The following is a 24556-nucleotide window of genomic DNA, read 5'->3' as shown; positions in this document are numbered from 1 at the left end:
CCGGGCAGCGGCTCTAGCGGCCGATCCGGGCGAACCTCCTTACCGCCAGCGGGAAGAACACCGCGATCAGCGCCGACGGCCAGGCCACCGCCAGCAGTTCGGCGTGGTCGGACGCCCAGGTGCCGCCGGGCCCGCCCGGGTTGCCGAACAGGCCGCGTACCGCCGTGGCCGTGGCCGACATCGGGTTCCATTCGACGACCGCGCCCAGCCAGGCGGGCATCGACTCGGGGGTGGCGAAGACGTTGGAGAGGAAGCCGACCGGCCAGACCAGGATCTGCACCGCCTGCACCAGCTCCGGCTTCCCGGCCACCAACGCCAGCTGGATGCCGATCCACAGCATCGCGAAGCGCAGCAGCAGAAGCAGCCCCAGCGCCCCCAGTGCCGCGGCCGGCCCGTGGTGCCAGCGCCAGCCGACCGCGTATCCGACGCCGGTCATCACGGCGAGTGCGGCGGCCGACTGGAGCATGTCCGCGACGCTGCGGCCCACCAGCACCGAACCGGAGAACATCGGCATGGCACGGAACCGGTCGATGACGCCCTTGTTGAGGTCCTGGGTGACCGCGAGCATGGTCGACTCCAGGCCGAAGGCCATGGTGAGCGCGAGCATGCCGGGCACCAGGAACTCTGTGTTGTCGCCGTCGACGCCCCGCCCGCCGCCGACCAGGTAGTTGAACATCAGCAGCAGCATCACGGGGAAGACCAGGCCGACGACGATCCGCACCGGCTGCCGTGCCCAGTGCGCCAGTTCACGTCGCGTCATCGTCCAGGAATCGGACACCGCCCAGCTCATCGCGCTCATGCCGCCACCTCCGCGTGCTCCGGCCTCCGGTCGGTCAGCGAGAGGAAGACCTCGTCCAGCGTCGGGCGCCGCACCGCGATGTCCTCCGCCTCGATGCCCGCCTCCTCCAGCGCCCGCACGGTCCGGGTCAGGGCCGCCATCCGGTCCGGTGCCGGCGCCCCGATCAGCCGCCGGTCCGCGTCGACGACCGCACCGTCACCCAACAGCAGGGCAGCGGCTGCCAGTTGCGAACCGTCCCGGACCACGACATCGATGCGGTCACCGGCCACCATCGCCTTCAGCTCGTCGGCCGTCCCCTCGGCGGCGACCCGTCCGGCGTCGATCACCGAGATCCGGTCCGCCAGCTGATCGGCCTCCTCCAGATACTGCGTGGTCAGCAGTACGGTCGTGCCGCCGCCCACCAGTGAGCGCACCGCCGACCACACCTCGGCCCGGCCGCGCGGGTCGAGTCCGGTGGTCGGCTCGTCCAGGAAGAGCACCTCCGGGTCGGTGATCAGCGAGGCGGCAAGATCGAGCCGTCGCCGCATGCCGCCGCTGTACTCCTTGACCGGCCCCCGGCCGGTGTCCGCGAGCCCGAAGCGGGCCAGCAGTTCGTCCGCCCGCGTACCCGCCCGGCGTGCGCCCAGATGGTACAGACGGCCGAACATCTCCAGGTTCTGCCGGCCACCGAGCTCCTCGTCGACCGCCGCGTACTGCCCGAGCAGCCCGATGCGGCGCCGGACCTCGCCGGCCCGGTCCCGTACGTCGAACCCCGCCACCTCGACCCGCCCCTCGTCGTGCCGCAGCAGCGTCGACAGGATGCGTACGGCCGTGGTCTTGCCCGCGCCGTTGGGGCCGAGCACGGCATGGACGGTGGAGCGGCGGACCGTGAGGTCCAGGCCGTCCAGGGCGCGCTTCTCCCCGTATCGCTTGTGCACGCCTTCGACAACGATCGCGTCGGTCAAAATCGCCACACCTCCTGTAGTCAAACTTGACTAGCGGGTCGAAGGTAACCGCACCGATCCCATTCGTCAAACTTGATTACTCGTCGTCGCCGGGATCGTGGACACCCGTCGCGTACGGGTTCTCCTGCCCCTCGGCGAGCACGCCGACGAAGGGTTCGCCCTCCCCCGCGAAGGTGTACGCCCCGCCCTCGATGCGGGCGATCAGCCCACGCGTCCACTCGGCCCCGGCATCCGCAGAGTGGACCCACATGTTCATGATTTCGCCGATGTGACCGATCGACTCGGGCCCGGCCTCCGGCGTGTAGTACTCGGTGACCGAGGACCGCCAGGCCGCGAGGCCGGCCACTCGCTCCTTGAGCAGCGCGATCGCCTCGGACCGCTCCAGGTCGACGATGCCGCCGAGGCCCGCCGACAGCACGTCCAGCTTCTGGTCGTACGAGGTCAGCGCCGCGCGCAGCAGGGTGAGGTACTCCTCGTTGCCCCGCTCGGTGATCTCGTACTCGGTACGGGGCGGGCCGCCCGCCGTACTCGGAGCGGTCTCATGCGCGACCAGCAGCCCCTGCTTCGCCATCTGCTTCAGTGCGTGGTACACCGACCCGGGCTTGGCGCTGGACCACTCGTGAGCGCCCCAGTACTCCAGGTCGTTGCGGACCTGATATCCGTGCGCCCGGCCGTGCTGACGCACAGCACAGAGGACCAGCAGCCGAATCGCGGACATGTCACGCACCCTTTCTAATCAACTTTGATTAGAGTATCCCCCCGCTTCGGCGACCAGCTCGAACGCCGTTCGGCCGTCCAGGGACTCCCGGATGATGTCGGCGTGCCCGGCGTGCCGGGCGATCTCCTCGACGAGATGGGCCAGCAGCCAGCGCATCGAGCAGTTCGCATCCTTCGGGAACCAGGGCGCCTCGGGCAGCGGGAACGTGTCGTTCATGCTCTCCACCGAGTGGATGAACTCCTCGGTCTCCGCCGCGACCTTCGCCCAGAACTCCAGCATCTGCGGGACGGTCTCGTCCCCGACGAGACGAAAGCTGTCCGCCCAGGTCTCCTCGGTGCGGGCCTTCTCGTTGGGGCGCTGCTGGGCGAGGCGCAGCCAGTTCAGCTCGGTCTCGGCGACGTGCTTGAGCAGCCCGGAGAGGGAGAGTTCACTGGCGCTGGGCCGGCTCGCCGCCTGCTCCTCGGTCAGACCGATGAGCGAGCGCCGGATCGCGCCACGCTGCGCCTCGACGAAGGAGAGGAGCGCGCCGCGCTCGTCGCAGGAGGCTTCTGCGGGAACGTGAGTGACCATGATGTCCGCCTTGGGGAACCGTGCCGGTTTCTTCCTGACACCGACCAAGCTACGGACCCTTGCGGTCAGCTCCTGTCCTCAACCCATCGGTGTCAGAAGGGAAATGCGGTCCGGCCGTGCTGAATGGACATCCACTTCTGGGTGGTGAAGGCGTCCACGGTCGCCTCGCCGTTCAGCCGGCCGATCCCGGAGGACTTCTCGCCCCCGAAGGCCACCAGCGGATCGTCCTGCACGGTGGAGTCGTTGACGTGGAACATCCCGCTGACGACGCGCTGCGCGAACCGCACCCCTCGTTCGGTGCTGCGGGTGTGCACAGCGCCGCTGAGTCCGTACGGGGTGCCGTTGGTGATCCGTACGGCATCGTCCTCGCCGTCGAACGTCACCAGCAGCGCCACCGGGCCGAATATCTCCTGGGACAGCAGGGGGGAATCCTCGGGGAGCCCGGTGAGCACGGTCGGTTCGACGAGGTTGCCGCGGGTCCGGCCCCGTACGAGCGCGGTGGCCCCCTCGGCAAGTGCCTGGTCGACCAGGGCGGTCAGGGCGTCGGCCTGGAAGGTGTTGATGACCGGGCCGATCTGGGTCTCCGGGTCGCGCGGGTCGCCGGTCCGCAGCGCGGCCACCCTGGCGGTGAACTTCTCGGTGAACTCCCGCTCGACTCGGCGGTCCACCAGGATGCGGTTGGCGGCCATGCAGACCTGCCCCTGGTACACGAAGCGGCTGAAGACGGCCGCGTCGACCGCGTAGTCGATGTCGGCGTCTTCCAGCACCACCAGGGCGCTGTTGCCGCTGAGTTCGAGGATCGTCCGCTTGAAGTGTCCGGCCGCGATCGCGCCGACGTGGCGGCCGACCCGGTCCGTGCCGGCGAAGGAGATCACCTTGGGCACGGGGTGCTCGATGAACGCGTCCCCTATCTCGGCGACATCGGTGATCACGATGTTGAGCAGTCCGGCGGGCAGCCCGGCGTCCTCGAAGATCTTGGCGATCAGCCCGCCGCCGACGACCGGGGCATTCTGGTTGGGCTTGATGACGACCGCGTTGCCGAGCGCGAGGGCCGGTGCGACGGACTTCATCGTCACCAGGAAGGGGAAGTTGAAGGGGCTGATCACCCCTATGACGCCGACGGGCTGACGGAAGAGACGGTTCTCCTTGCCGTCCACCGGGGAGGGCAGGATGCGGCCCCGGGGGCGCAACGCCTGCTGGATCGCGTCGCGCAGGAACTCCTTGGCGACGCGCACCTCGTACTCCGCCTTGAGCCGGGTGCCGCCCAGCTCGTCGACGATCGCCTCGACGATGTCGTCGTGCAGTTCCTCGGTGATGCGCAGGGCGCGTTCCAGGACGCTGCGGCGCTCGTACGGGCCGGTGGTGGACCAGGACCGCTGGGCGCGCTCGGCGGCGCGGTAGGCCAGGTCGACCTCCTGCGCGGTCGCGATGGTGATCGCGGCGAGTTTCTCCCCGTTGTAGGGATTGAAATCGATGATGTCCCACGAGCCGGTGCCGGTCCGCCACTCACCGTCGATGTACTGGTCGGCCAGCTCGTAGAAGAAGGACATGCGATCCCTTAACTCAGGTGCAGACTCCCGTCGAACCGCCATCGTACTGATGAATCAGATGAGTTGGAGTAGACCACGGAGCAGATCGCGGCTCTCCTCGGGGCCGGGGCTGTCCTCGTGCAGCCGCACCATGGCCTTTTCGTACTGAGCGACTTCTTCGGCCTTGTCCAGATAGAGCGCACTTGTCAGCTGCTCCAAATAGACAATGTCCGACAGGTCGGATTCCGGGAATCGGAGCATCGTAAAAGAACCGCCCTCCCCCGCATGCCCGCCAAAACTGAAGGGCATCACTTGAAGAGTGATGTTGGGCTGTTCCGACATTTCGATCAGATGCCGCAATTGTCCGCGCATCACTTCACGGTCGCCGTACGGCCGGCGCAGCGCCGCCTCGTCCAGCACGGCGTGGAAACGGGGTGCGCGTTCGGAGACGAGGGCCTTCTGACGCTCCAGCCGCAACGCGACCCGGCGGTCGATCTCGACGGCCGGGGCGCCACCCATGCCCCGTGTGACGACCGCGTGCGCGTAGGACTCGGTCTGCAACAGGCCGTGGACGAACTGGACTTCGTACACCCGGATGAGCGATGCCGCCCCCTCCAGACCGATGTACGTCTGGAACCACCCGGGCAGTACATCTCCGTAACTGTGCCACCAGCCCGCCACATTGGCCTCGCGGGCCAGGCCGAGCAGGGCATCGCGCTCCGCCTCGTCCGTGACGCCGTAGAGCGTGAGCAGGTCCTCGACATCCCTGGCCTTGAAGCTCACCCGTCCCAACTCCATGCGGCTGATCTTCGATTCGGAAGCCCGGATGGAGTAGCCGGCCGCCTCGCGGGTGATCCCACGCGAGTCGCGCAGCCGCCTGAGCTGCGAGCCCAGCAGGATGCGCCGCACCACAGATCCACTCGACTCGCCTGCCGCCACTGGTCCGGTCCTCCCCATCGCTTCCTGGACACCGGGGCTCCCCCTGAACCCCAAGTGCCGGATTCTGCCATCAAAACGCTTCAGCCCGTACTCGTTCGATTACGGAAATGAGAAGACTCCCAGAAAGCTACGAAAATACACGCAGGAAGAAATGACCAAGAACCGGCATGGGCTCGGACAGGTCAGGCGCGTGCACGTGCATCTGCCCTTGCATCTGCCCTGCGCATTCGGAACCATGGTCCTCGCGCACCTGCGTGCTCGTTCGTGTTGTGCCGCTGTACCCCGCAGTACCGATACAGCCGCGAATCCCGGGAGTGCCTCGCATGGGGACGAATGGATCGACGATGCTCGAGCCGTTACGGCAGGGGCTTCCACCCATCGATCCCTCAGCCGTCTCCGGATCGGCCACCTGCACCCTGCCCGCCCGCTACGAAGCCGTAGGCGGGGCCCGGCAGTTCACCAGGACGACGCTGAACGGCTGGGGACTGGACGAGCGCTTCGACGACGTCGCACTGGTCGTCTCCGAACTCGTGACCAACGCTCTGCGGCACGCCCTGCCTGCGGACACCGCGCCGGAGCCTCAGGAACCCCCCGTACGGCTGCACTTGATGCGCTGGAGCTCGCGCCTGGTGTGCGCCGTGCGCGACCCCAGTCAGGAGAGCCCCATAGCCTCCGAGGCTCCCGACTCGGCGGAGTCGGGCCGCGGCCTCTTCCTCGTGGAGTCCTTCAGCGACTCCTGGGGCTGGCACCCCTCTCCCGCTCTGGGGGCGGACAGCCCGAACGCCGCGGCGATACAGCGCGGCAAGGTGGTCTGGGCACTGTTCCGGCTGTCCGACGACGTGTGACCCGCGCGGCGGCCGCGCGGGCTGCCGGCGGGTGGTGGGACACCGCCCCGCGGGACGCGGTCAGCCGCCCGCTATGAGGTGGTCGAACTCCCCGTCCTTCACCCCGAGCAGCAGCGCCTCTATCTCGGCCGGCGTATAGACCAGGGCCGGCCCGTCGGGGTGGCGCGAATTCCGCATCGCCACATCCCCGTCGGGCAGTTTCGCGAACTCCACGCAGGATCCCTGGGAGTTGCTGTGTCTGCTCTTCTGCCAGACGACTCCGCGAAGCTCTGTGGCCGCCATGCCGTTGTACACGTGGTGCACAGGACGCTCCCCGAGTTGCAAGGTGCAAGTGTCAACTGTCTCGGATCATAGCTCTGTTCAATTTTCTCTGCATGAGCAGATGCATGAGCGGATGCACGTGCACGCGGGGTGTTCCCGCGATTACAGCTATAGACGCAGAGATAGACGTACGGGATGCCTGTTCGGCTCCGCCTACCCCGAGTTGGGCGGCCCATCCCGGTGGCGCGCGCTGGTAGCTTGGCGCGGTCTTTTGCCGACAAGGGGGAATTCCACATGCCCAAAGTCGTACGTACCGGTGCCGTAATCATCGCCGGACTCGTCACCGCCGCAGCACTGACCGGCTGCAGCAGCGACGGCAAGAAGAGCGACCCGGACGCCGGCTCCGACGCCGCGAAGTCCAGTCGGGCTCCCGGCGAAAGCGACAGCGACAGCGGCACCGCGGCGCTGGAGGGCGGCTGGGCCGGAAAGACCGACGGCAAGGCCGTGGTTCTGTCCGTCGCGTCCGGGAAGGCCGTGCTCGTCACCGAGCAGCGTGCCTGTACGGGCACCGTGAAGGACATGGGGAAGGTGATGCTGGCGTTGAAGTGCGCCGACGGCGACACCGGCCGCACCATGGGGTCCATCGAGTCCAACGATGGCAAGACCGTCGTCGTGTCCTGGGACGGCGGGACAGAAGACACCCTGGCCAAGACCGAACCGGGTGCAATCCCGTCGGGTCTGCCGGACCTGCCGACACCCTGAAGGCCGGCTGCTCCATCGCCTCAATCGGCTTGATCCGAGGGAGGGTTCTGCTTCGACGTCCCGTCCAGTCCCCGGGAGAACTCCTCCAGGGCTTCGAGGAGGAGGCCGGCCCCGTTCCGTACGAACGGGTCCGCTTCCCCTTCGCCCGTCCGCTGCTGCGCGTCCCACTGCGCCAGCGCCTCGCGTACCTCCACCCAGTCCGGTACGCGCCGCTCCCGCACCTCCTTCGCCCCCTGTTCGGTGGCCCGGCGCAGCGCTTGCGCCAGGCGCGCGGCGGCCGGTACGGGGGTGGCGCTGCCGCACGGGAGGTGGGCCTCCAGCAGCATCGCGACCCGGCCGAGCTGGGCGAGGGCGTGCTGGGTGTCGTCGGCGGCGGCGCGGGAGAGGCCGCGGTTGCGCACCGGTTCGTGCTGGGCGGTGGCAAGCGCCTCCTGCCAGGCGACGCGGGCCTCGCGGGTGTCGAGCAGGGCGGAACGGACGTCGTCCTGGCCGTGCTCGGCCGGTTCGGCGTACTGGTCGACGACCGCGGCCGCGTACCGCCCGTCCGCCTCCAGCCAGTCGCCGAGCCTGCCGCGAAGCCTCGGGGTCTCCCACGCCGGGTAGGCGGCGTACGAGATCATCGCGAGGAGGCCGCCGATGAGGGTGAGGACGACCCGTTCGTGTACGGTCTGCGACCAGTTGTCGCCCGCCATGCCGAGCAGGAAGACGACGTACGCGGAGACACACGCCTGGCCGACCACGTACCCGGTGCGCATCAGCAGATACATCAGCAGGGCGCAGAACACGGCGAGCATCGCGGACCAGGTCACACCGGGGTCGGTGATCCGGCCGATCGCGGTGGCGAGCGAGACGCCGACGATCGTGCCGCCGAAGCGGGCCACGGAACGCCCGTACGTCTGGGAGAACTCCGGCCGCATCACCATGACGGCCGCCATGGGCGCCCAGTAGCCGTGGCCGAACGGCAGCGCGGCACCGATGAGATAGCCGACGGCGACGACGACGGAGACCCTCACGGCGTGCCGCAGGATCGGTGAACCGGGGCGCAGTTCGGCGCGCACCGCCCTCCCGACGACGGGGACCAGCCGCAGGAGGGTGGGGCGGCGGCGGTGCGGAGCGCCGGGGATCCCGTCCCCGGTGGCCCTGATGGTCTCGGCGGCCTCCTCGGCCTCGGCCTGTTGCTCCTTCGTCCCCTCGCCCTCGGCCGTCTCGATGACATCGGAGAGCAGCGCGCCGAGCCGGGCGGCGGCGCGGCGGGACGGGCCGGTGAGGAGAGTGCCGGTGTCCGGGGTCTTCAGCGCGGCGACGGCGGAAGGGGAGAGCTTCACCGGGTCGCCGCCCCGGATCGCCCGGGCCGCCGAGTCGAGCACGGATCCGGCGGCGGCGAGGAGTTCGCGGACCCGGTCCCGTTCCGGACCCTCGGACGGGACGCCCATCGCCGGGTCCGCGAGCGAGGCGAGCACCGGTCTGATCCGTTCGGCAACACCGCGGGAGCCACGCAGCTCGGGCGGCCGGCGGCGGGCCTGCCGCGGGGTGACCGCGGCCGCGCTGCGGGCCGTCATCAGCGGCACCGGATCGAAGACGGCGAGCGGGTCGTGGCGCAGCCGGCGGGCGTAGTCGGCCTCGGCGGCCAGGGCGTCGGCAAGGGCATCGCGCTGGGCGCCCCATCTCCGTACCGGGAACAGGACGATCAGCGCCGCCTGCACCACACCGCCGAAAAGGATCATCACGACATGCACGGCCGAGTTCGCGACGGAGGTGGGCAGGGTGACCGTCACCAGCATGATCGCCACGTTGGACGACGCGATGAGGCCGCCCGTCGGTCCCGCCGCCCAGGCCAGGCCCGCGAGGAACGTCCAGAGCACCAGCAGGGCCACGAACAGCGGCACTCGGGGGCCGGCGAGATAGCCGAGGAATGTCGATACGGCGAGGCTCGCCCCGGAGACCAGGGCGAGGACGGGCCGGGGGCGCCAGCTGCGCTGGAACGTGGCGATGGCCGCCTGGAACGCACCGAACGCGGAGCTCGCGGCGACCACCGGCCCGAAGAGCGCGAGGCCGACCCCGATGACGAGGGCGAGACCGGCCGCACCGCGGATCGCGATGAGCGGTTCGAGACGCCGCCGCTCGATCGTCAGCCCCGAGCGGGCGGTCTCCTTCAGCGCCCGCAGCCAGCTCATGCCCAGAGCCTAGCCGGAATCACCGATAAGCCCGAGTTGCCGTAATTCAGGAGACATCTGAGGTTTCTACCGGTTCCCGCGCCTGCCGTGGATCTCCGGCCCGGTCCCGCTCATCCTCGCCCGGTCCGCGGCAGCCGTTCCATGGGTCCATCCGTCGAGGTCCGTGGCGCCCCGGACACGCGTGGTCGTGGTCTCGGGGAACATCCGCTCGGCGGTGTCCGTGACGGCCATGTCGCGGGCGGCGAGGACCGGGAGCAGATGGGGTGCCACCACCCCTGCGGCTTCGGATTCGGTCTCGGCTTCGGCGGCCGCTGTGACACGGGCGGTGTCGGCGGCGAGCCGGCTGCCCAGGCGCTGGGCGTACGCCATCAGGAAGGACTGCCGGAACGTCTTGGTCCGCTTGCGTCCGCCGGCCCGCTGGCCCGCCTCCGCCTTCGTCATCGCCACCGTGCCCTGGACCAGCAGGGAGGTGTACAGCAGCTCCACGGCCTCCAGGTCCGGCTCGAAGCCGACCACCGTGGAGAAGCCGAGGTCGCTGTTCCACACCGCACGGCAACGGTTCGCGGAGGCGACCGCGTCGAGCAGGATCGCCTTCGCCGTCTCGTACGGGGCATCGACCCCGATCCGGCACGCTCCCGGCGCCTCCTTGCTGTGGGTACGGGCAGCGAGCAGGGCCTCGTCGATGGAGTGCCGGGCCATCAGCTCCTGCGCCTTGGTGGTGAGGGCCTCCGCCTCCTCGGGGAAGCCGGTCGCCTCCGCCTTGGCGAGCAGGGCACGGATCCGGGTCAGCATCCGGGGTTCGTCGTGCGCGGGCGGCAGGTGGAGCCCGTGCGGGGAAGTGCCGGGCGGCGGACCGACCGGTTCGATGGCGGGGAGCCCGAGCAGCAGCCGGTACAGGCCGAGGAGCGCGGAGGCGTAGGAGAAACGGTCGGGCCGGTTCCGGGGCGGCGCGGCGGGGAGCCCGTCGAGCTGGGACCGCCAGCGGGGCGGCAGCTGCTCGTACCGTCCGGTCTCCGATGCGATCAGCCCGGCGGCAAGGCCGACCGCGGTCTCGTCGAGTTCGCGGCGGACGACGCGTACGACATCGGCGGGCTGCCAGCCGCGCTCCCAGGCACGGCGGACGAACTCCTCGCCGCGCCGGAACAGTTCCGTGTCGGCCGTCGGAGCGGCGGCCAGGAGGGAGGCTCCGGTGTCGAGACCGGCGTCGCCCTCGGAGTAGAGGGCTGCCGCGAATGCCTGGTCGATCACCGGTTCCATGAGGCCAGGGTAGGCAGGGGCGGTGCGGCCGGGTATGCCTGGCCCCACCCCGAGGACGGGCTCTGGTGGTCGTGATCGCGGAGCGCGGAAACGGTTCGATCGAGGACATGACTTCCCCGCATGCGTCCGCCGCATCCGCGAGTGCCACCGATGCCGTACGGCTCCGCTCCGTACGCCGTACCTATGGTGAGGTCGACGCCCTCGACGGCATCGACCTCACCGTCCGCCCCGGCACCTTCACCGCTGTCATGGGCCCGTCCGGCTCCGGCAAGTCCACGCTGCTGCACTGCGCGGCCGGGCTGGACCGGCCGACGTCCGGCACCGTCGAGGTGGGCGGGGTGGAGCTGACCGGGCTGAGCGAGCGCCGGCTGACACTGCTGCGCCGGGACCGGATCGGCTTCGTCTTCCAGGCGTTCAACCTGGTCCCTTCGCTGACCGCCGCACAGAATGTCGCGCTGCCGCTGCGGCTCGCGGGCCGCCGCCCGTCCCGTACCGAGGTGGGTGAATCCCTGGCCCGGGTCGGTCTCGCCGACCGGGCGGGGCACCGGCCGGCCGAAATGTCCGGCGGACAGCAGCAGCGGGTGGCGCTGGCACGGGCCCTGATCACCCGGCCCGCGGTGCTCTTCGGCGACGAGCCGACCGGTGCACTGGACACCGCGACGAGCCAGGAGGTGATGGTGATGCTGCGGGAGCTGGTGGACCGGGAGGGGCAGACGGTCGTGATGGTCACCCATGACCCGATGGCCGCGGCCTATGCGGACCGGGTGGTCTTCCTGGTCGACGGGCGGGTGGCGGACGATCTGACCGGACTGCCGGCCGAGCGGATCGCGGCCTGGATGGCGGCGGGACGTACCGCGGCACGCCGCACGACGGCCGCCGTAGCAGGCGTCACGGGCCGTGCGGGGGTCGCATCGTGCTGACCGTCGCCGGCCGTGCGGAGGTGGCGTCGTGCTGACCGTCGCCCTGGCCGCCCTGCGTACCCGCTGGACCACACTCATCGCCACCTTCGTCGCGCTCGCGCTGGGCGTGGGGCTGATCGCGGCCATGGGCCTCGGCCTCGCCTCGACCTTCGACGCCCCGGACCGGGCGCCGCAGCGATTCGCCGGATCGCCGGTGGTGGTGATGGGCGACGACACCTTGACCGTGGAGGTGCGGCGCGGGCCGTCCACAACGGAGGTCAGCCGCAGGCTCGCTCATCCACACCCTGTGGATATCACACTCCTGCGCGACCTCCGGGCGCTCGGCCGGGTGACCCGGGACGACGGAAACGGAGCGCACCGCGGCCCGGACGCCGTAGGCGTGGACGCGCCCGTCGCCGAGGTGCGCCGCGTCGTCGGCGACCGCGCCCTGGTCCTCACCGGCGACGGCCGCCGCCGCGCCGACCCGGCCACGGAGCGGGACGCCGAGGGGCTGCTGACCGTGAACGCCCTGCTCGGCACGGCGGGCGGCGTCACCGCCTTCGTCTCGGTCTTCGTCGTCGCATCGACGTTCGCCTTCGCGGTGGCGCTGCGCCGGCGCGAGTTCGGGCTGCTGCGTACGGCCGGCGCCACGCCGGGCCAGCTGCGGCGGCTGCTGCTGACGGAGGCGGCCGTGGTCGGCATACTCGCCTCGGCTGCCGGGTGCGCGCTGGGCCGCTGGGCCGCGCCGCTTTCGGCCGGGCTGCTGGTCGACGAAGGGGTGGCGCCGTCCTGGTTCACCGTCCGCCCGGTTGCCTGGCCGCTGCACGCCGCCTTCTGGACCGGCCTGGTCGTGGCGTTCGCGGGGGTCTGGGTGGCCTCGCGGCGGGCGGGCAGAACCGGCCCGGCCGAGGCGCTGCGCGAGGCCGATGTCGATACGGGCGTGCTGCCGCCGGCCCGTCGTCTGCTGGGCTTCGCCCTGCTCGCGGGAGCCGCTTTCCTCATGGCGAAATCCCTCGCCACGGACCCGTCCGCGCTGCTGAAACGGAAGACGTACACCACCCAGCCGATGGTCCTGATCACGGCCGCTGCCCTGCTCGCGCCGCTGCTGGTACGCCCATTGGTCCGGCTGATCCGGCTGCCCGGGGCGACCGGAATGCTCGTGACCGCGAACACATCGGCTTCGCTGCGGCGTACGGCGGCAGTGGCCGCTCCGGTGCTGATCACTGTGGCACTGGCGGGTTCGGTGGCCGGCTCCGCGATGACGGTAACGGCGGCGAAGGCGGCCGAGGCACGCGAGCACACCCGGGCCGACCTGGTCGTGACGGGTGAGGAGTTGAAGGTACGGCCGGTGCGCGGCGCAACACTGTCCGCGTCCGCATCGACAGCCGTCTACGTACGCGAGGAGGGCACCGCTCTGATCACTTCCGAGGCGCGGGCGGTGGACGACGCGAAGGCCCTCGCGACGGTCGAGCGGCTGCCGGTGGCGGCGGGCGACATCCGGGATCTGGACGACCGCTCGATCGTGGTGAACGAGGAGTGGGAGCAGCACACGGTGGGCTCGACGGTACGGGTGTGGCTCGGCGACGGACGGCCGGTCGCGCTGCGGATCGCGGCGGTGCTGGCGCGCGGGACGGGGAACAACGGGGCCTATGTCACGAGGGCGAACGCGCCGGCGGCTCCGGTGGACCGGATCGACGTACGCCTCTCGCCGGGCGCGAACCGGGCCGCGGTCGCAGCACAGTTGCGCGGCACCGGCGGCGAGGTGCGGTCGACGGAGCAGTGGCTGGCCGCGACACACCCGCGTACGAGTCCGCAGACCCGGCTCGGCCTGATCGTGATCCTGGGGATCGCGCTGGTGTACACGGCCATCGCCCTCGTCAACACGATGCTGATGGCGGGGTCCGTACGGTCCTCGGAGCTGAACGCGCTCCGGCTGGCCGGGGCCGCCCGGCCGCGGGTCCTCGCGGTGGTGGCCGGGGAGACCCTGTTCGCGGTCGGGGTCGGAGCGCTGCTCGGACTGGCCGTGACCGCGGTCAACCTGGCGGGCCTCGACGCCGCGCTGGCCTCGCTGTCCGCACCGGTGGAGATGTCGGTGCAGTGGCCGCTGACGGCCGGGGCGGCCGGAGTGTGCGCGGTGGTCGCGGTCGGAGCGGCGCTGCTGCCGAGAGCGGTGCGGCGCCGCTCTATGCCGGTGCGCTGAAGGTCCGGATGGGCCGTAGGAGACCGGGCCGGACAGCGCGCTTAGTCCATCCAGCCCCACCCGCTGACGATGTATCCGCTTTCATCCATTCATCCATGTATCGCGTGGTTTCATCTCGCCATGGAGGCGAACAAGTGATGACTGGGGACCGACAGCAGGACACGAAACTACGGGCGATCACATCGCGGCGACGCGTACTGGCAGCAGCCGCACTCGCACCGATGCTGACCGCTGCGGGGCCGGCCGCCGCTCGCGCCCTGCCCAACGGGATGACGGGGCCGGGGCACGGCAGGCGGGTCAGGCCGGTGCCGACCGGACTGGCGGACTGGGCGGGCGTGGCGAGAGCGCTGGGCCGCACCGGCAACATGCTGCGCGGAACGACCTACCACACGGGCTTCCCCCGGCGGGACCTTCACGTGGTCTCCGACGGCGTGGTCGTCACACCCGGGCTCGCGCTGGGCACGCATGTGGCCTTCGTCCGTTACGCCGACGGCAGCACGATGCTGATGGGCGACGTGGTGGTCACCGAGGACGAACTGCAATGGGTGACCGATGCCTGGCAGGCGCACGGAATCGAGCAGACCGCGCTCCACAAGCACCTGCTCGCCCAGACCCCCGACATCTGGTGGACCCACGTCCATGCACACGGTCACGACGCGGTTGCCCTGGCCCGCGGTCTGCGCGCCGGATTCGACCGCACCGGAACCCCGCCCGCCCTGCCGCCGGGACCGCCGGCCCCGGTCGATCTGGACATCGCCGGAATGGAGGCGGTGCTGGGCGCCAAGGGTTCCATCGAGGACGGGCTCTACAAGAGCATCTTCGTCCGCCGCGAGACCATCGCGGACGGCCATCTGATCCTGCCGCCCGGCCTGGGATCGACCAGCGCGTTCAACTTCCAGCCGCTGGGCGGCGGCCGGGCCGCGCTCAGCGGTGACTGCGTCATGCTCGCCCATGAGGTGCAGAACGTACTGAAGGCACTGCGGCGCGGCGGGATCAAGCTCGTCGAGCTGCACAACCATCACCTGGCGGAGGACCCCCGCCTGTTCTTCACCCACTTCTGGGCCGTGGGCGACGGCGTCGAGCTCGCCCGGGCGGTGCGCCCCGCGGTGGACGCCACCAACGTCGTACCTTCCGGCTGAGACCGGCCGTTCACTCCGATCCCGGCGAACGCGCCGAACCCGCCGGACAGGGCAGACAGGCCGGACAGGGTCGCTGGACCGATTGCGCCGGTCCAGCGACCCCGGCTGTCGAATCCGTTCTGCATATGGACCAATCGGCCCGGAGTGGCGCGTGCCTGTGCGGGTGACCGGGCACCCATGTCCCGTCCAGCCCGCAGATTCCTCGAACCACCCGTCAGATCCCCCCTCTGGAGCTCCGTATGGAACCAGTCGCCGGCGCACGGCACTGCCCGTTCGACTATGCCGAGGCCCTCGAATTCGACCCGGTGCTCAGGCACTTGATGACCGAAGAACCCGTCTCCCGCATCCGGCTGCCGCACGGCGACGGCGAGGCGTGGCTCGTCACCGGCTACGACGACGTGCGCACGGTGACCACCGACCGGCGCTTCAGCCGGAGCGCCATCATCGGCCGCAACTTCCCGCGCATGACCCCTGAGCCGATCGTTCAGGACGAAGCGATCAACGTGATGGACCCGCCGGGCAGCAGCCGCCTGCGCAGCCTGATCTCCAAGGGCTTCGCGCCTCGTCACATGGAGCGCATGAAGGTACGTACCCAGCATGTCGTGGACGAGCTGCTGGACCGGATGGAGGAGCACGGAGCCCCCGCCGATCTCTTCGAGCATCTGGCGGCCCCGCTGCCCCTGACCACCATCTGCGAGGTCCTCGACATTCCCGAGGCCGACCGCGCACAGCTGCGCGCCCACGCCCGGACGATGATGGACACGACCGTCGAGAACAAGGACGCCGCGGTACGTGCCAAGGCCGATCTCCGCGCCTACTTCCAGAAGCTGACGGCCGAGCGGCGCGCGGACCCCGGCGACGACCTGATCAGCGCGCTGGCCACGGCTCGCGACGGGAACGAGATCCTCAACGACCAGGAACTGACCGTGATGGCCATGGTGCTGCTCATCACGGGCCAGGACACCACCACGTACGAGATCGGCAACATCGCCTACACGCTGCTCACCAGGCCGGCCGAGCTCGCGATGCTGCGCGAGCGCCCCGGCATGCTCCCGCAGGCCATGGAGGAACTGCTCCGCTTCATCCCGTTCCGCAAGGGCGTCGGCATCCCCCGGGTCGCCTTGGAGAACGTGGAGCTGAGCGGGGTGCTGATCCGGGAGGGGGACATCGTGCACGTCTCCTATCTGACGGCCAACCGCGACCCCCGGAAGTTCGACCGGCCCGACGAGCTGGATCTGGAGCGCGAGAATCCGTCCCACATGACGTTCGGCTGGGGCGGACACCACTGTCTCGGCGCGCCGCTCGCCGCAACGGAGCTCCAGGTCGCCATCGGAACCCTGCTGGAGCGCTTCCCCGCTCTGAAGCTGGCGACGCCGGCCGAGGAAGTGCGCTGGAACAAGACCTCGATCTGGCGCTATCCCCTCGAACTGCCTGTCACCTGGTGACAGGGGAGGTCCGGCAACGCACCGGGCCTCCGTGCACGGACAGTGATGCTCATTGATGATGCGTCGCACCACGGCGCCCGGCAACCCGGAACAATCCCGGGGCGCCGGGCGCCTCGCTGTGCCCTGCTGCGCACCGGGCGCCTCGCCGTGTCCTGCCTGCGCACCGGGCGCCTAGCCGTGTCCTGCCCTGCGCACCGGGCGCCTAGCTGTGCCCTGCTGCGCGCTGTGCGTCGGCTCGACATGCGGCCCCGATCCACCTGCCGTAACGTGATCCCGACGGCCACCCACCCAAGCCGTGGCGGATCAGTATCCGCCCGTGAACGGCTAGAACTCAGTCTTCGAAGGTCGGCCCGTCCGCGCCCGTATCAGGGGTACCGAACCCGGCGCAGGAATCCACCAAAGCTCTGATTCGCGCGGCACCGCGCGTGCGGAGCCGTGGTGGCCACTCCCGCGTCGGCGAACACCCCGCAACCGTTCCGGGCCCGGCCGTGTGGACCAAAAGTCCGCTAGGAGGAGTTCCATGGCGGTTCTCTGCAAGCCGGCAATCGAGGTTCCCGAGTATGTCATCACCAACGAGGAAACCCTGGAGCTGGCCCAACGGTTGCACGGCGACCATCCACAGATCGACCTGGTCCTTCGTCTGATCGAACATACCGGGGTGCAGAAACGGCACCTGATCCAACCGATCGAGAAGGTGCTGCAGCACCCGGGCTTCGACGCCCGCAGCATCACCTACGAGCAACAGACCAAGGCCAGGGTGCCGGCGGTGGTACGCCGGGCACTCGATCAGGCCCAACTGGAGCCGCGGCAGATCGACTTGATCGTCTACGTCTCCTGCACCGGCTTCATGATGCCTCCGCCGACCGCGTGGCTCATCGGCAAGATGGGCTTCCGGCCGGAGACACGACAGATGCCGATCGCCCAACTCGGCTGCGCCGCGGGCGGCGCAGCCGTCAACCGGGCCCACGACTTCTGCACGGCGTACCCCGACGCCAACGTGTTGATCGTCGCCTGCGAGTTCTGCTCGCTGTGCTACCAGCCCACCGATCTGGGTGTCGGATCCCTGCTGTCCAACGGCCTGTTCGGCGACGGCATAGCCGCCGTCGTGGTCCGCGGCAGCGGTGGCACCGGAGTCCGCCTGGAAAGCAACGGCTCGTACATCATCCCGGACACCGAGGACTGGATCTCCTACGCGGTCCGGTCCACCGGATTCCACTTCCAGCTCGACAAGCGTGTGCCAGGAACCATGGAGCCCCTCGCCCCGGCCCTGAACGCCGTCGCGGAGGAGCACCAGTGGAACGCCGGCAAGCTGGACTTCTACATCATCCACGCGGGCGGCCCGCGCATCCTGGACGACCTGAGCCGCTTCCTCGACGTGCCGCCGGAAGCGTTCCGCTTCAGCCGCGCCACGCTCACCGAGTACGGCAACATAGCCAGCGCGGTGGTGCTCGACGCCCTTGGCCGCATGTTCGACGAGGCTTCGGCCCTTGACGGCCACCGCGGCCTGATGGCGGGCTTCGGCCCCGGCATCACCGCCGAGATCTCCCTGGGCACCTGGACGACGGACTCCGAGTAGGTTTCGGCCCGTCCGGCGCTTTTGGCCCCCGGCCCCTCCAGCCCGTCCGGCATTCGAGGAACGGGGTCCGGGGCAGAGCCCCCGGTTTCGGGAAAGGGCGGGGGTGGGGTGAAACCCCGCGCAGCGGGCCACCCCACCCCGCGCCCCGCCCCACGCCCCCTGTCAGTGCCGGGTGCCAGACTCGACGACATGACCGAACGTTGGGCTCTGGCCACCACGGAGACCGGCGGCGCCCTCCTCGCCCCGCTGGACTCCACCGGCCTGCCCACCGCCCCGGTCCTGACCGAACCCGACCTCGTGGAGGCGGTCCGCTCCCGCCCGGATGTCACACGCTGGGTCTGGCGGTCCACCGCCGAGATCTACCCGCGCCTGCTCGCGGCCGGCGTCCCCGTGGCCCGTTGTTACGACATCGAGGTCGCCGAGTCCCTCCTCCTCGCCCACGAGGGCCGTCTCGGCGAACCCCGTTCCGCAGCCGCCGCCCACGCCCGCCTGCGCAACGCCCCCGTACCCCCCGATCCTCCGCCCCGCTCCGCCGAGCCCGGCTCGCAGTCCTCCCTCTTCGAGCCGCAGTCCGGCACGGACCTGCCCTTCGACGACCTCCTCCAGGTGTACGCCGACCAGCTCCGCCGCCACGACGCCACCGCACACCCGGGCAGGATGCGCCTGCTGACGGCCGCCGAATCGGCCGGCATGCTGGTCGCCGCCGAGATGAACCGGTCAGGCCTCCCCTGGCGCGCCGACGTGCACCGGGACGTGCTCCACGAACTGCTCGGCGAGCGTTACGCGGGCGGCGGCGAGCCCCGCAGGCTGGCCGAGCTGGCCGACGAGGTGTCGGCCGCCTTCGGCAGACGGGTCCGCCCCGACCTCCCCGCCGACGTGGTGAAGGCGTTCGCACAGGCCGGCATCAAGGTGAAGTCCACCCGGCGCTGGGAGCTGGAGGAGCTGGACCATCCGGCGGTCGAACCCCTCATCCAGTACAAGAAGCTGTACCGGATCTGGACGGCGCACGGCTGGAGCTGGCTCCAGGACTGGGTGCGCGACGGCCGCTTCCGCCCCGAGTACCAGCCGGGCGGCACGGTCAGCGGCCGCTGGACGACCAACGGCGGAGGAGCGCTGCAGATCCCCAAGGTGATACGGCGGGCGGTCGTCGCCGACGAGGGCTGGCGCCTCGTCGTCGCGGACGCCGACCAGATGGAGCCCAGAGTGCTGGCTGCGATCTCCCGCGATCGCGGTCTGATGGAGGTGGCGGGCCATGACGGCGATCTCTATACGTCGCTGTCGGACCGGGCCTTCCACGGCGACCGGGACCACGCCAAGCTCGCCCTGCTGGGCGCGATCTACGGCCAGACCTCGGGCGACGGCCTGAAGAACCTGGCAGCCCTGCGCCGCAGATTTCCGCTGGCCGTGGCCTACGTCGACGATGCGGCAAAAGCGGGCGAAGAGGGACGTCTCGTACGGACGTGGCTGGGCCGGACCAGTCCGCCCGCGGCCGGGAGCGAGGAGAACGACGAGGCCGGCATCCCGCAGGAGAACACGGAACAGCCCTCCGCCGAGGGTCAATTCACCCCTGGTTACGCATCGTCGAACGCTCGCGCGCGGGGCCGCTTCACCCGCAACTTCGTGGTGCAGGGCAGCGCGGCGGACTGGGCGCTGCTGCTCCTGGCCGCCCTGCGCCGGTCGCTCGGCTCCGCCGGTCTCCGGGCCGAGTTGGTCTTCTTCCAGCATGACGAGGTGATCGTGCACTGTCCACAGGAGGAGGCAGAGGCGGTCGTGGAGGCGATCCGGGCGGCCGGCGACCTGGCCGGGCGGACCGCCTTCGGCGATACGCCAGTGCGTTTTCCGTTCACGACGGCGGTGGTGGAGCGCTACTCGGACGCGAAGTAGCCCGCCACCTGCGGATCACCCGCCGGAGCCGGGCGTACCAGGACCCCCGGGCCCTCCGCTCCCCTGCTGTTCGCCCGAACCCCCCGGGGCAGGTCCCGGAGCAGGACGGGTGTCCGGTCCATCGTCGAACCCGGCCAGCCCGTGATCGTAGTGCGCGGGACGCAGATGCTGATGCCGATGCCTGGCATTGAGCATGTGGATGACGAACGCTGCGATCGCGATCATCGCGAGGACGACCACGACGGTGACCAGGGTGTCCATGCGGTACCGGCCCCCTTCGATGCGCAGGCCGACAAAGGCGGCTCACCGGGAGCCGTACACATCCAGGCTACTCCGCAGACCGGCACCCGCCCCCGGACAGCGGCCCCACCGCGTGCGCCCCGCAAGCGAGGGTCTTCCGGCTGATCCGGTGGTCGTCGCGATGCAGTACGCGTCACCGCCCCGCAGATCCGCGAACGTGCGTGGCATTTCGCCCGATCGAATCACCGTCACCATCTCACGCGACACATCCGCCGCGGCGAGGAAGGCACCAGCAGCCGAGGCGCGGGCGGCCTGCACGACCACGCGGTTGGGGGCCACGTCGACGTACGGCCACGGTGGCGGTACACGCGGCCAGGGCACGTCTGCGGAGGATGGATCCCTCCACGGAACTCTCCTTGACTTCGGGGGAATTGCCGCCAAGGTAGCCGCGCACACGTCAACCTCAGGAGATCCCGTTCTCCCCCTTATGAGGCCCGTGGCCGGGGGCGTCAGGGCCTTCCCTGCCCCGCGCCGCCGTACAGGCCCTAGGCTCCGCGCATGGCCACGCATGAACGCGAGATCACCGAGCCCGTCGACCTGTGCCTGCCGGACGGCCGGCTGAACCCCGCGGCCCGCGGATGGTCCAGGCAGCCGCTGCACCGGGCGAATCTCCGGGGCTGGGGCCGGACCAAGCGGTGGGAGTACTGGTGCGTGACCACACCGGCCCACCTCGTCGCGCTGACCGTGAGCGACCTCGACTTCCTGGCCCTGAACACGGTGTACGTACTGGAATACGGGTCGGGTGGCCGCGAGTTCGAGCGCACCGCGATCGTCCCCGGCGGCCGCGGCGTCCATCTTCCGGAGACGATCGCAGGCGCATCCGGCTCCCCCGCCGTGGTGGTCGGTCCGCAGCGACCGACTGGCGGCAAGGTCAGGATCGAGATCCGCGAGGAGAACGGGGCCACCCGCCTGCGGGCCCGCTGCCTGACCCCGTCCTCACCGCAGGAGCCCGGGGGGACGAGGGAGACCGTGGAGGTCGACCTTTTCGCCGCTCTGCCCGCCGGCCACGAATCGCTTTCCGTCGTCGTGCCGTGGAGCGAGCGCTGCTTCCAGTACACGGCGAAGCACACGGCCCGCCCCGCCTACGGCACGGTCCGGATCGGGGACAGAGTCCTGGAGTTCGGCGAGAACGCCTGGGCCGTGCTCGACCACGGCCGGGGCCGCTGGCCGCGCTCGGTCGACTGGAACTGGGGCGCCGCATCGGGCCGTACGGGCGGTCACACGGTGGGGCTGCAGTTCGGCGGCCGCTGGACGCGGGGCACCGGCGCCACCGAGAACGCACTCTGCGTGGACGGCCGGCTCACCAAGATCGGCGAGGAGCTGGAGTGGCACTGGTCGCCCGACGACTACATGGCCCCGTGGACCATCAGATCGGCGGGCGACCTGCCCCTGGTGGACCTCACTTTCACCCCCTTCCACAACCGCTCCGCCCGCACCGACGCCGGCCTGATCGCCAACCGCACCGACCAGTGCTTCGGCCACTACACCGGCCGCATCCGGGACGACAAGGGCCGCGAGATCGCCGTGGACCGGCTCCTCGGCTGGGCCGAGGATGTCCATATGCGCTGGTGATCTCCCCGTGCCGCCGCCCACACCCATAGGTTCGTCCCATGCGAATAGGTGAGCTGCTGGGTGCCGGACGATCCGCCGATGTGTACGCGCTCGACGAGAAGTGGGTCCTGCGCCGCTACCGCGACGGCATGGACGCCACCCACGAGTGGACGGTCATGTCCTACCTCAGCGCCCACGGCTACCCGGTCCCCCGCCTCGGCCCCCGCAACGCCGAGGCTGCACCCGGCGAACTGGTGCTGCAGCGCCTGACCGGCCCGACGATGCTGCAGTCCCTGCTGTCCGGCGATCTCTCTGCGGCCGAGGCCGGCACCATGCTGGCCGGTCTCCTCGCCGAACTGCACACCGTCCCCGCCCGGCTCTCCCCGCACCCCGAGGACCGGATCCTCCACCTCGACCTGCACCCGGACAATGTGATGCTGACGGACCGGGGCCCGGTGGTGATCGACTGGAGCAACACCAGAGAGGGCGTACCGGCCGTGGACCGGGCCATGTCGACCCTGATCCTCGCTCAGGTCGCGGTCGACGCCGGTGCCCCCGCGTCGGCGGGCGCCCGCGCCCTGCTGGATGCCTTGTTGCCGCACTTCTCCGCCTCCGGCGGCATCCCCGACCGCCACCTCGCCGAAGCCGCCTCGCGCCGCGCGGCCAACCCGACGATGAGCCCGCGCGAGGTGGCCCTCATCGGCCGAGCGACGTCACTGATCAACGAGTTGACGGACTGAGCACCCGGCCCGCCGCCCGAACCGTCGACCCGTTCACCGCCCCGCCGGCTGGTCCGGCAGCGTATAGATGTGCTGCGGGGTCACGATGCGGGTGACCGCCTCACCGAAGAGGGTGCTCGGTTCGGAGCCCCGCGAGCGGGCGACCGTTCGCCTTCTCCACCACGAGTCCCAGCAGGATCGCATTGGTGTTGGAGTACTCGAACTTCTCGCCCGGCTGGAACTGCACGGGATGCCTGAACGAGTATGCGAGCAACTGCTCGAAGCGTGGGCCCCGGCCCCCGAGCGGGCGACCCAGCCGGATTCAGCCCATGCCGCCGGGGTGGAGGACGACCTTGGTCCAGCCGTCGTCCCGGTTGTCGAAGTGCTCGTAGCCCCGCGCCGCTTCCGAGAGCGGAAGCTCGTGGGAGACGATCCACGACGGCTTGGCCTTGCCCTGCTGGATGAGGTTGCACAGCTGGCGGTTGTAGGCCTTGACGTTGGCCTGGCCGGTACCCATCGACTGGCCCTTGAACCAGTACATGCCGTAGTCGAAAGCGATCTCTCCTTCGTCCTTGTAGAGCTTGTCCGGGCTGCCGGGGTCATGAGGGACAAAGTCGCCGACCACGCCGATGGTGCCGGTGAACTTCACCGACTGCACCAGATTGTTCAGCGTCAGGTTCGGCTGCTCGTGCCCCTGGGCGTCATGTGCCTGGTAGCCCACACACTCACAACCGCAGTCCGCACCCAGCCCGTTGGTGTGCTCGTTGATCTGATCGATCGGTGAGCCCTTGGAGTCGTCGATGGGGATGGCGCCGATCTCCTCGGCCAGACGCAGCCGGTCCGGGTGACGGTCGACAACCATCACCTTGGCGGCGCTCTTGAGGTTCGCCGACAGGGCGGCCATCAGACCGACCGGCCCGGCACCGTAGATGACGACGGTCTCGCCCGGCCGCACACCCGCAAGTTCGGTGCAGTGCCAGCCGGTCGGGAAGACATCGGACAGCATCACGTAGTCGGTCTGCTTCTCTCGCGCCTCTTCCGGCAGCACCAGGCAGTTGGAGTCCCCGTACGGAACCCGCAGGAACTCCGCCTGGCCGCCGTTGTACGGGCCCATTCCCGCGAAGCCGTACGCGGCGCCGGCCATCCTCGGATCCGTCGGCGTGGTCAGACAGAACGCCGTCAGCCCGTTGTCACAGTTGCGGCAGAACCCGCAGCTGATGTTGAACGGCAAGCAGACCAGGTCCCCCACTCTCACCAGGTCCACCCCGTCACCGACCTCGATCACCTCACCCATGTTCTCGTGACCCAGAACGCGCCCCGTCTCCATGTCGGTGCGCCCCTCGTACATGTGCAGGTCAGATCCGCAGATGTTCGTCGAGGTGATCCTCACCAGCACATCCGTCGGCCGTTCGATCCTCGCGTCCGGCACGTCCTTGACGCTCACCGAACGCGGTCCGTCATACACCAGTGCCTTCATGGAATTGCCTCCGCATTCCGCATTCCCCGATCGCGCCCTCTGCGCCCGCCGCATCGAAAGGTCTGGCGCGGAAAACCGGCCACGCAAGGATGAAGGAAGGCATGCACCGCCGTCGGATCCCCGGAGTGCGGATCCGACGGAACTGCGGATCCGACGGAACTCCGGTCACTGGATCGTTGGATCACTGGATCACTGGATCCGCAAAAGCCGCGAGCCGCTGCTCCCGGTGGCCGTCCGACCGCCCCGGACATATCGGTCTCGGGCAGGGCTTGACGCCTCTTCCACCCTCCCACCAGGTCGCCGCATGTCAACCGGAGGACCCGCGCGGCAGCAGTCGAACAAGCGCATAAGAAAAACCCCAGGTCACGGCGAGTGAGTCCTGGGGTTAATCCGAGCCGCCTTCGGGATTCGAACCCGAGACCTACGCATTACGAGTGCGTTGCTCTGGCCAACTGAGCTAAGGCGGCACACCCTGTCGCACCATGGTGCGATCAGCAGCGTCGCCAAGTCTACACAGTTTCCGGGGGTGCTCCGTACCAGCCCGGCTTTGGCCCGTTTTCGCAGGTCA

General features: G+C 70.0%; 21 protein-coding genes, 1 tRNA gene and 1 pseudogene. 10 read left to right on the top strand and 13 right to left on the bottom strand.

All coding sequences use genetic code 11. From position 1 onward, the window contains the following. Window positions 1-13: 13 nt before the first annotated feature. The 6 genes from OG609_RS22610 to OG609_RS22585 all read right to left on the bottom strand — a co-directional run bounded on the left by OG609_RS22610 (window position 14) and on the right by OG609_RS22585 (window position 5517). On the bottom strand, window positions 14-799 hold the full coding sequence (locus OG609_RS22610) for an ABC transporter permease (protein WP_327274480.1): 786 nt from the start codon (window positions 797-799) through the stop codon (window positions 14-16). Continuing rightward, window positions 796-1743 (bottom strand): ATP-binding cassette domain-containing protein, encoded by a 948-nt coding sequence (locus OG609_RS22605; RefSeq protein WP_327278140.1) that lies wholly within the window; start codon window positions 1741-1743, stop codon window positions 796-798. Before OG609_RS22605 ends, OG609_RS22610 begins: the two co-directional genes overlap by 4 nt. 76 nt (window positions 1744-1819) lie before the next feature. Beyond that, a complete protein-coding gene (locus OG609_RS22600) occupies window positions 1820-2461 on the bottom strand; it encodes a PadR family transcriptional regulator (RefSeq protein ID WP_327274479.1) in 642 nt (213 codons plus the stop codon). An 18-nt stretch (window positions 2462-2479) separates the two neighbouring features. Then, window positions 2480-3031, bottom strand: a complete 552-nt coding sequence (locus OG609_RS22595; RefSeq protein WP_327274478.1) for a DinB family protein — start codon at window positions 3029-3031, stop codon at window positions 2480-2482. Window positions 3032-3123: 92 nt separating this feature from the next. Beyond that, window positions 3124-4581 (bottom strand): aldehyde dehydrogenase family protein, encoded by a 1458-nt coding sequence (locus OG609_RS22590; protein WP_327274477.1) that lies wholly within the window; start codon window positions 4579-4581, stop codon window positions 3124-3126. Window positions 4582-4635: 54 nt separating this feature from the next. After that, window positions 4636-5517 carry a helix-turn-helix domain-containing protein gene (locus OG609_RS22585; RefSeq protein WP_327278139.1) on the bottom strand — a complete coding sequence of 294 codons (882 nt, stop codon included), beginning with the start codon at window positions 5515-5517 and terminating at the stop codon, window positions 4636-4638. A 326-nt stretch (window positions 5518-5843) separates the two neighbouring features. Here OG609_RS22585 and OG609_RS22580 point away from each other — a divergent pair, with 326 nt between their 5' ends. Further along, a complete protein-coding gene (locus tag OG609_RS22580; protein ID WP_327274476.1) occupies window positions 5844-6344 on the top strand; it encodes an ATP-binding protein in 501 nt (166 codons plus the stop codon). Window positions 6345-6404: 60 nt separating this feature from the next. Here OG609_RS22580 and OG609_RS22575 read toward each other — a convergent pair whose 3' ends face one another. Next, on the bottom strand, window positions 6405-6647 hold the full coding sequence (locus OG609_RS22575) for a DUF397 domain-containing protein (protein WP_037690973.1): 243 nt from the start codon (window positions 6645-6647) through the stop codon (window positions 6405-6407). Between the two features lie 252 nt (window positions 6648-6899). Between OG609_RS22575 and OG609_RS22570 the strand changes: the two genes are divergently transcribed. Continuing rightward, on the top strand, window positions 6900-7367 hold the full coding sequence (locus tag OG609_RS22570) for a hypothetical protein (RefSeq protein WP_327274475.1): 468 nt from the start codon (window positions 6900-6902) through the stop codon (window positions 7365-7367). A gap of 20 nt (window positions 7368-7387) precedes the next feature. Here the strand turns inward: OG609_RS22570 and OG609_RS22565 are convergent, their stop codons facing one another. Both OG609_RS22565 and OG609_RS22560 read right to left on the bottom strand, forming a co-directional pair. After that, window positions 7388-9541 (bottom strand): FUSC family protein, encoded by a 2154-nt coding sequence (locus OG609_RS22565; protein ID WP_327274474.1) that lies wholly within the window; start codon window positions 9539-9541, stop codon window positions 7388-7390. Between the two features lie 66 nt (window positions 9542-9607). Continuing rightward, window positions 9608-10798: a DUF2786 domain-containing protein gene (locus OG609_RS22560; RefSeq protein WP_327274473.1), complete on the bottom strand. Its 1191-nt coding sequence runs from the start codon at window positions 10796-10798 to the stop codon at window positions 9608-9610. 107 nt (window positions 10799-10905) lie between these two features. On the opposite strand from OG609_RS22560, the gene OG609_RS22555 reads away from it, so the two are divergent. From OG609_RS22555 to OG609_RS22530, 6 genes are all read left to right on the top strand, one after another. After that, window positions 10906-11718, top strand: a complete 813-nt coding sequence (locus OG609_RS22555; protein WP_327274472.1) for an ABC transporter ATP-binding protein — start codon at window positions 10906-10908, stop codon at window positions 11716-11718. Between the two features lie 28 nt (window positions 11719-11746). Next, a complete protein-coding gene (locus tag OG609_RS22550) occupies window positions 11747-13897 on the top strand; it encodes an ABC transporter permease (protein ID WP_327274471.1) in 2151 nt (716 codons plus the stop codon). A 137-nt stretch (window positions 13898-14034) separates the two neighbouring features. Continuing rightward, the gene (locus OG609_RS22545; RefSeq protein ID WP_327274470.1) at window positions 14035-15036 is read left to right on the top strand and encodes a DUF1259 domain-containing protein; all 1002 of its coding nucleotides are present in this window, start codon (window positions 14035-14037) and stop codon (window positions 15034-15036) included. A gap of 239 nt (window positions 15037-15275) precedes the next feature. Beyond that, window positions 15276-16481, top strand: coding sequence for a cytochrome P450 (locus tag OG609_RS22540; protein WP_327274469.1), 1206 nt, complete (start codon window positions 15276-15278; stop codon window positions 16479-16481). 520 nt (window positions 16482-17001) lie between these two features. Next, complete coding sequence (locus OG609_RS22535) at window positions 17002-18057, top strand: type III polyketide synthase (protein WP_327274468.1); 1056 nt, start codon at window positions 17002-17004, stop codon at window positions 18055-18057. A gap of 189 nt (window positions 18058-18246) precedes the next feature. Further along, complete coding sequence (locus OG609_RS22530) at window positions 18247-19941, top strand: bifunctional 3'-5' exonuclease/DNA polymerase (protein ID WP_327274467.1); 1695 nt, start codon at window positions 18247-18249, stop codon at window positions 19939-19941. A 15-nt stretch (window positions 19942-19956) separates the two neighbouring features. Here OG609_RS22530 and OG609_RS22525 read toward each other — a convergent pair whose 3' ends face one another. Next, on the bottom strand, window positions 19957-20202 hold the full coding sequence (locus OG609_RS22525; protein WP_327274466.1) for a hypothetical protein: 246 nt from the start codon (window positions 20200-20202) through the stop codon (window positions 19957-19959). A 537-nt stretch (window positions 20203-20739) separates the two neighbouring features. On the opposite strand from OG609_RS22525, the gene OG609_RS22515 reads away from it, so the two are divergent. Together OG609_RS22515 and OG609_RS22510 are read left to right on the top strand one after the other, a co-directional pair. Continuing rightward, window positions 20740-21813: a DUF2804 domain-containing protein gene (locus OG609_RS22515; RefSeq protein ID WP_327274465.1), complete on the top strand. Its 1074-nt coding sequence runs from the start codon at window positions 20740-20742 to the stop codon at window positions 21811-21813. 38 nt (window positions 21814-21851) lie between these two features. Beyond that, the gene (locus tag OG609_RS22510) at window positions 21852-22532 is read left to right on the top strand and encodes a phosphotransferase (protein ID WP_327274464.1); all 681 of its coding nucleotides are present in this window, start codon (window positions 21852-21854) and stop codon (window positions 22530-22532) included. Between the two features lie 133 nt (window positions 22533-22665). Here the strand turns inward: OG609_RS22510 and OG609_RS22505 are convergent. The 3 genes and pseudogenes from OG609_RS22505 to OG609_RS22495 all read right to left on the bottom strand — a co-directional run. Further along, window positions 22666-22788, bottom strand: a pseudogene (locus OG609_RS22505) (serine hydrolase); the annotation flags it as partial. A 45-nt stretch (window positions 22789-22833) separates the two neighbouring features. Further along, on the bottom strand, window positions 22834-23988 hold the full coding sequence (locus OG609_RS22500) for a glutathione-independent formaldehyde dehydrogenase (protein WP_327274463.1): 1155 nt from the start codon (window positions 23986-23988) through the stop codon (window positions 22834-22836). 393 nt (window positions 23989-24381) lie between these two features. Then, window positions 24382-24455 (bottom strand) — tRNA-Thr (locus tag OG609_RS22495). Window positions 24456-24556 lie beyond the last annotated feature (101 nt).

Origin of the sequence: Streptomyces sp. NBC_01224 (genome assembly GCF_036002945.1) — a bacterium.
Taxonomy (GTDB): Bacteria; Actinomycetota; Actinomycetes; order Streptomycetales; family Streptomycetaceae; genus Streptomyces.
The sequence above is the reverse complement of the archived record's forward strand: the minus strand, read 5'-3'. Positions and strand labels throughout refer to the sequence as shown.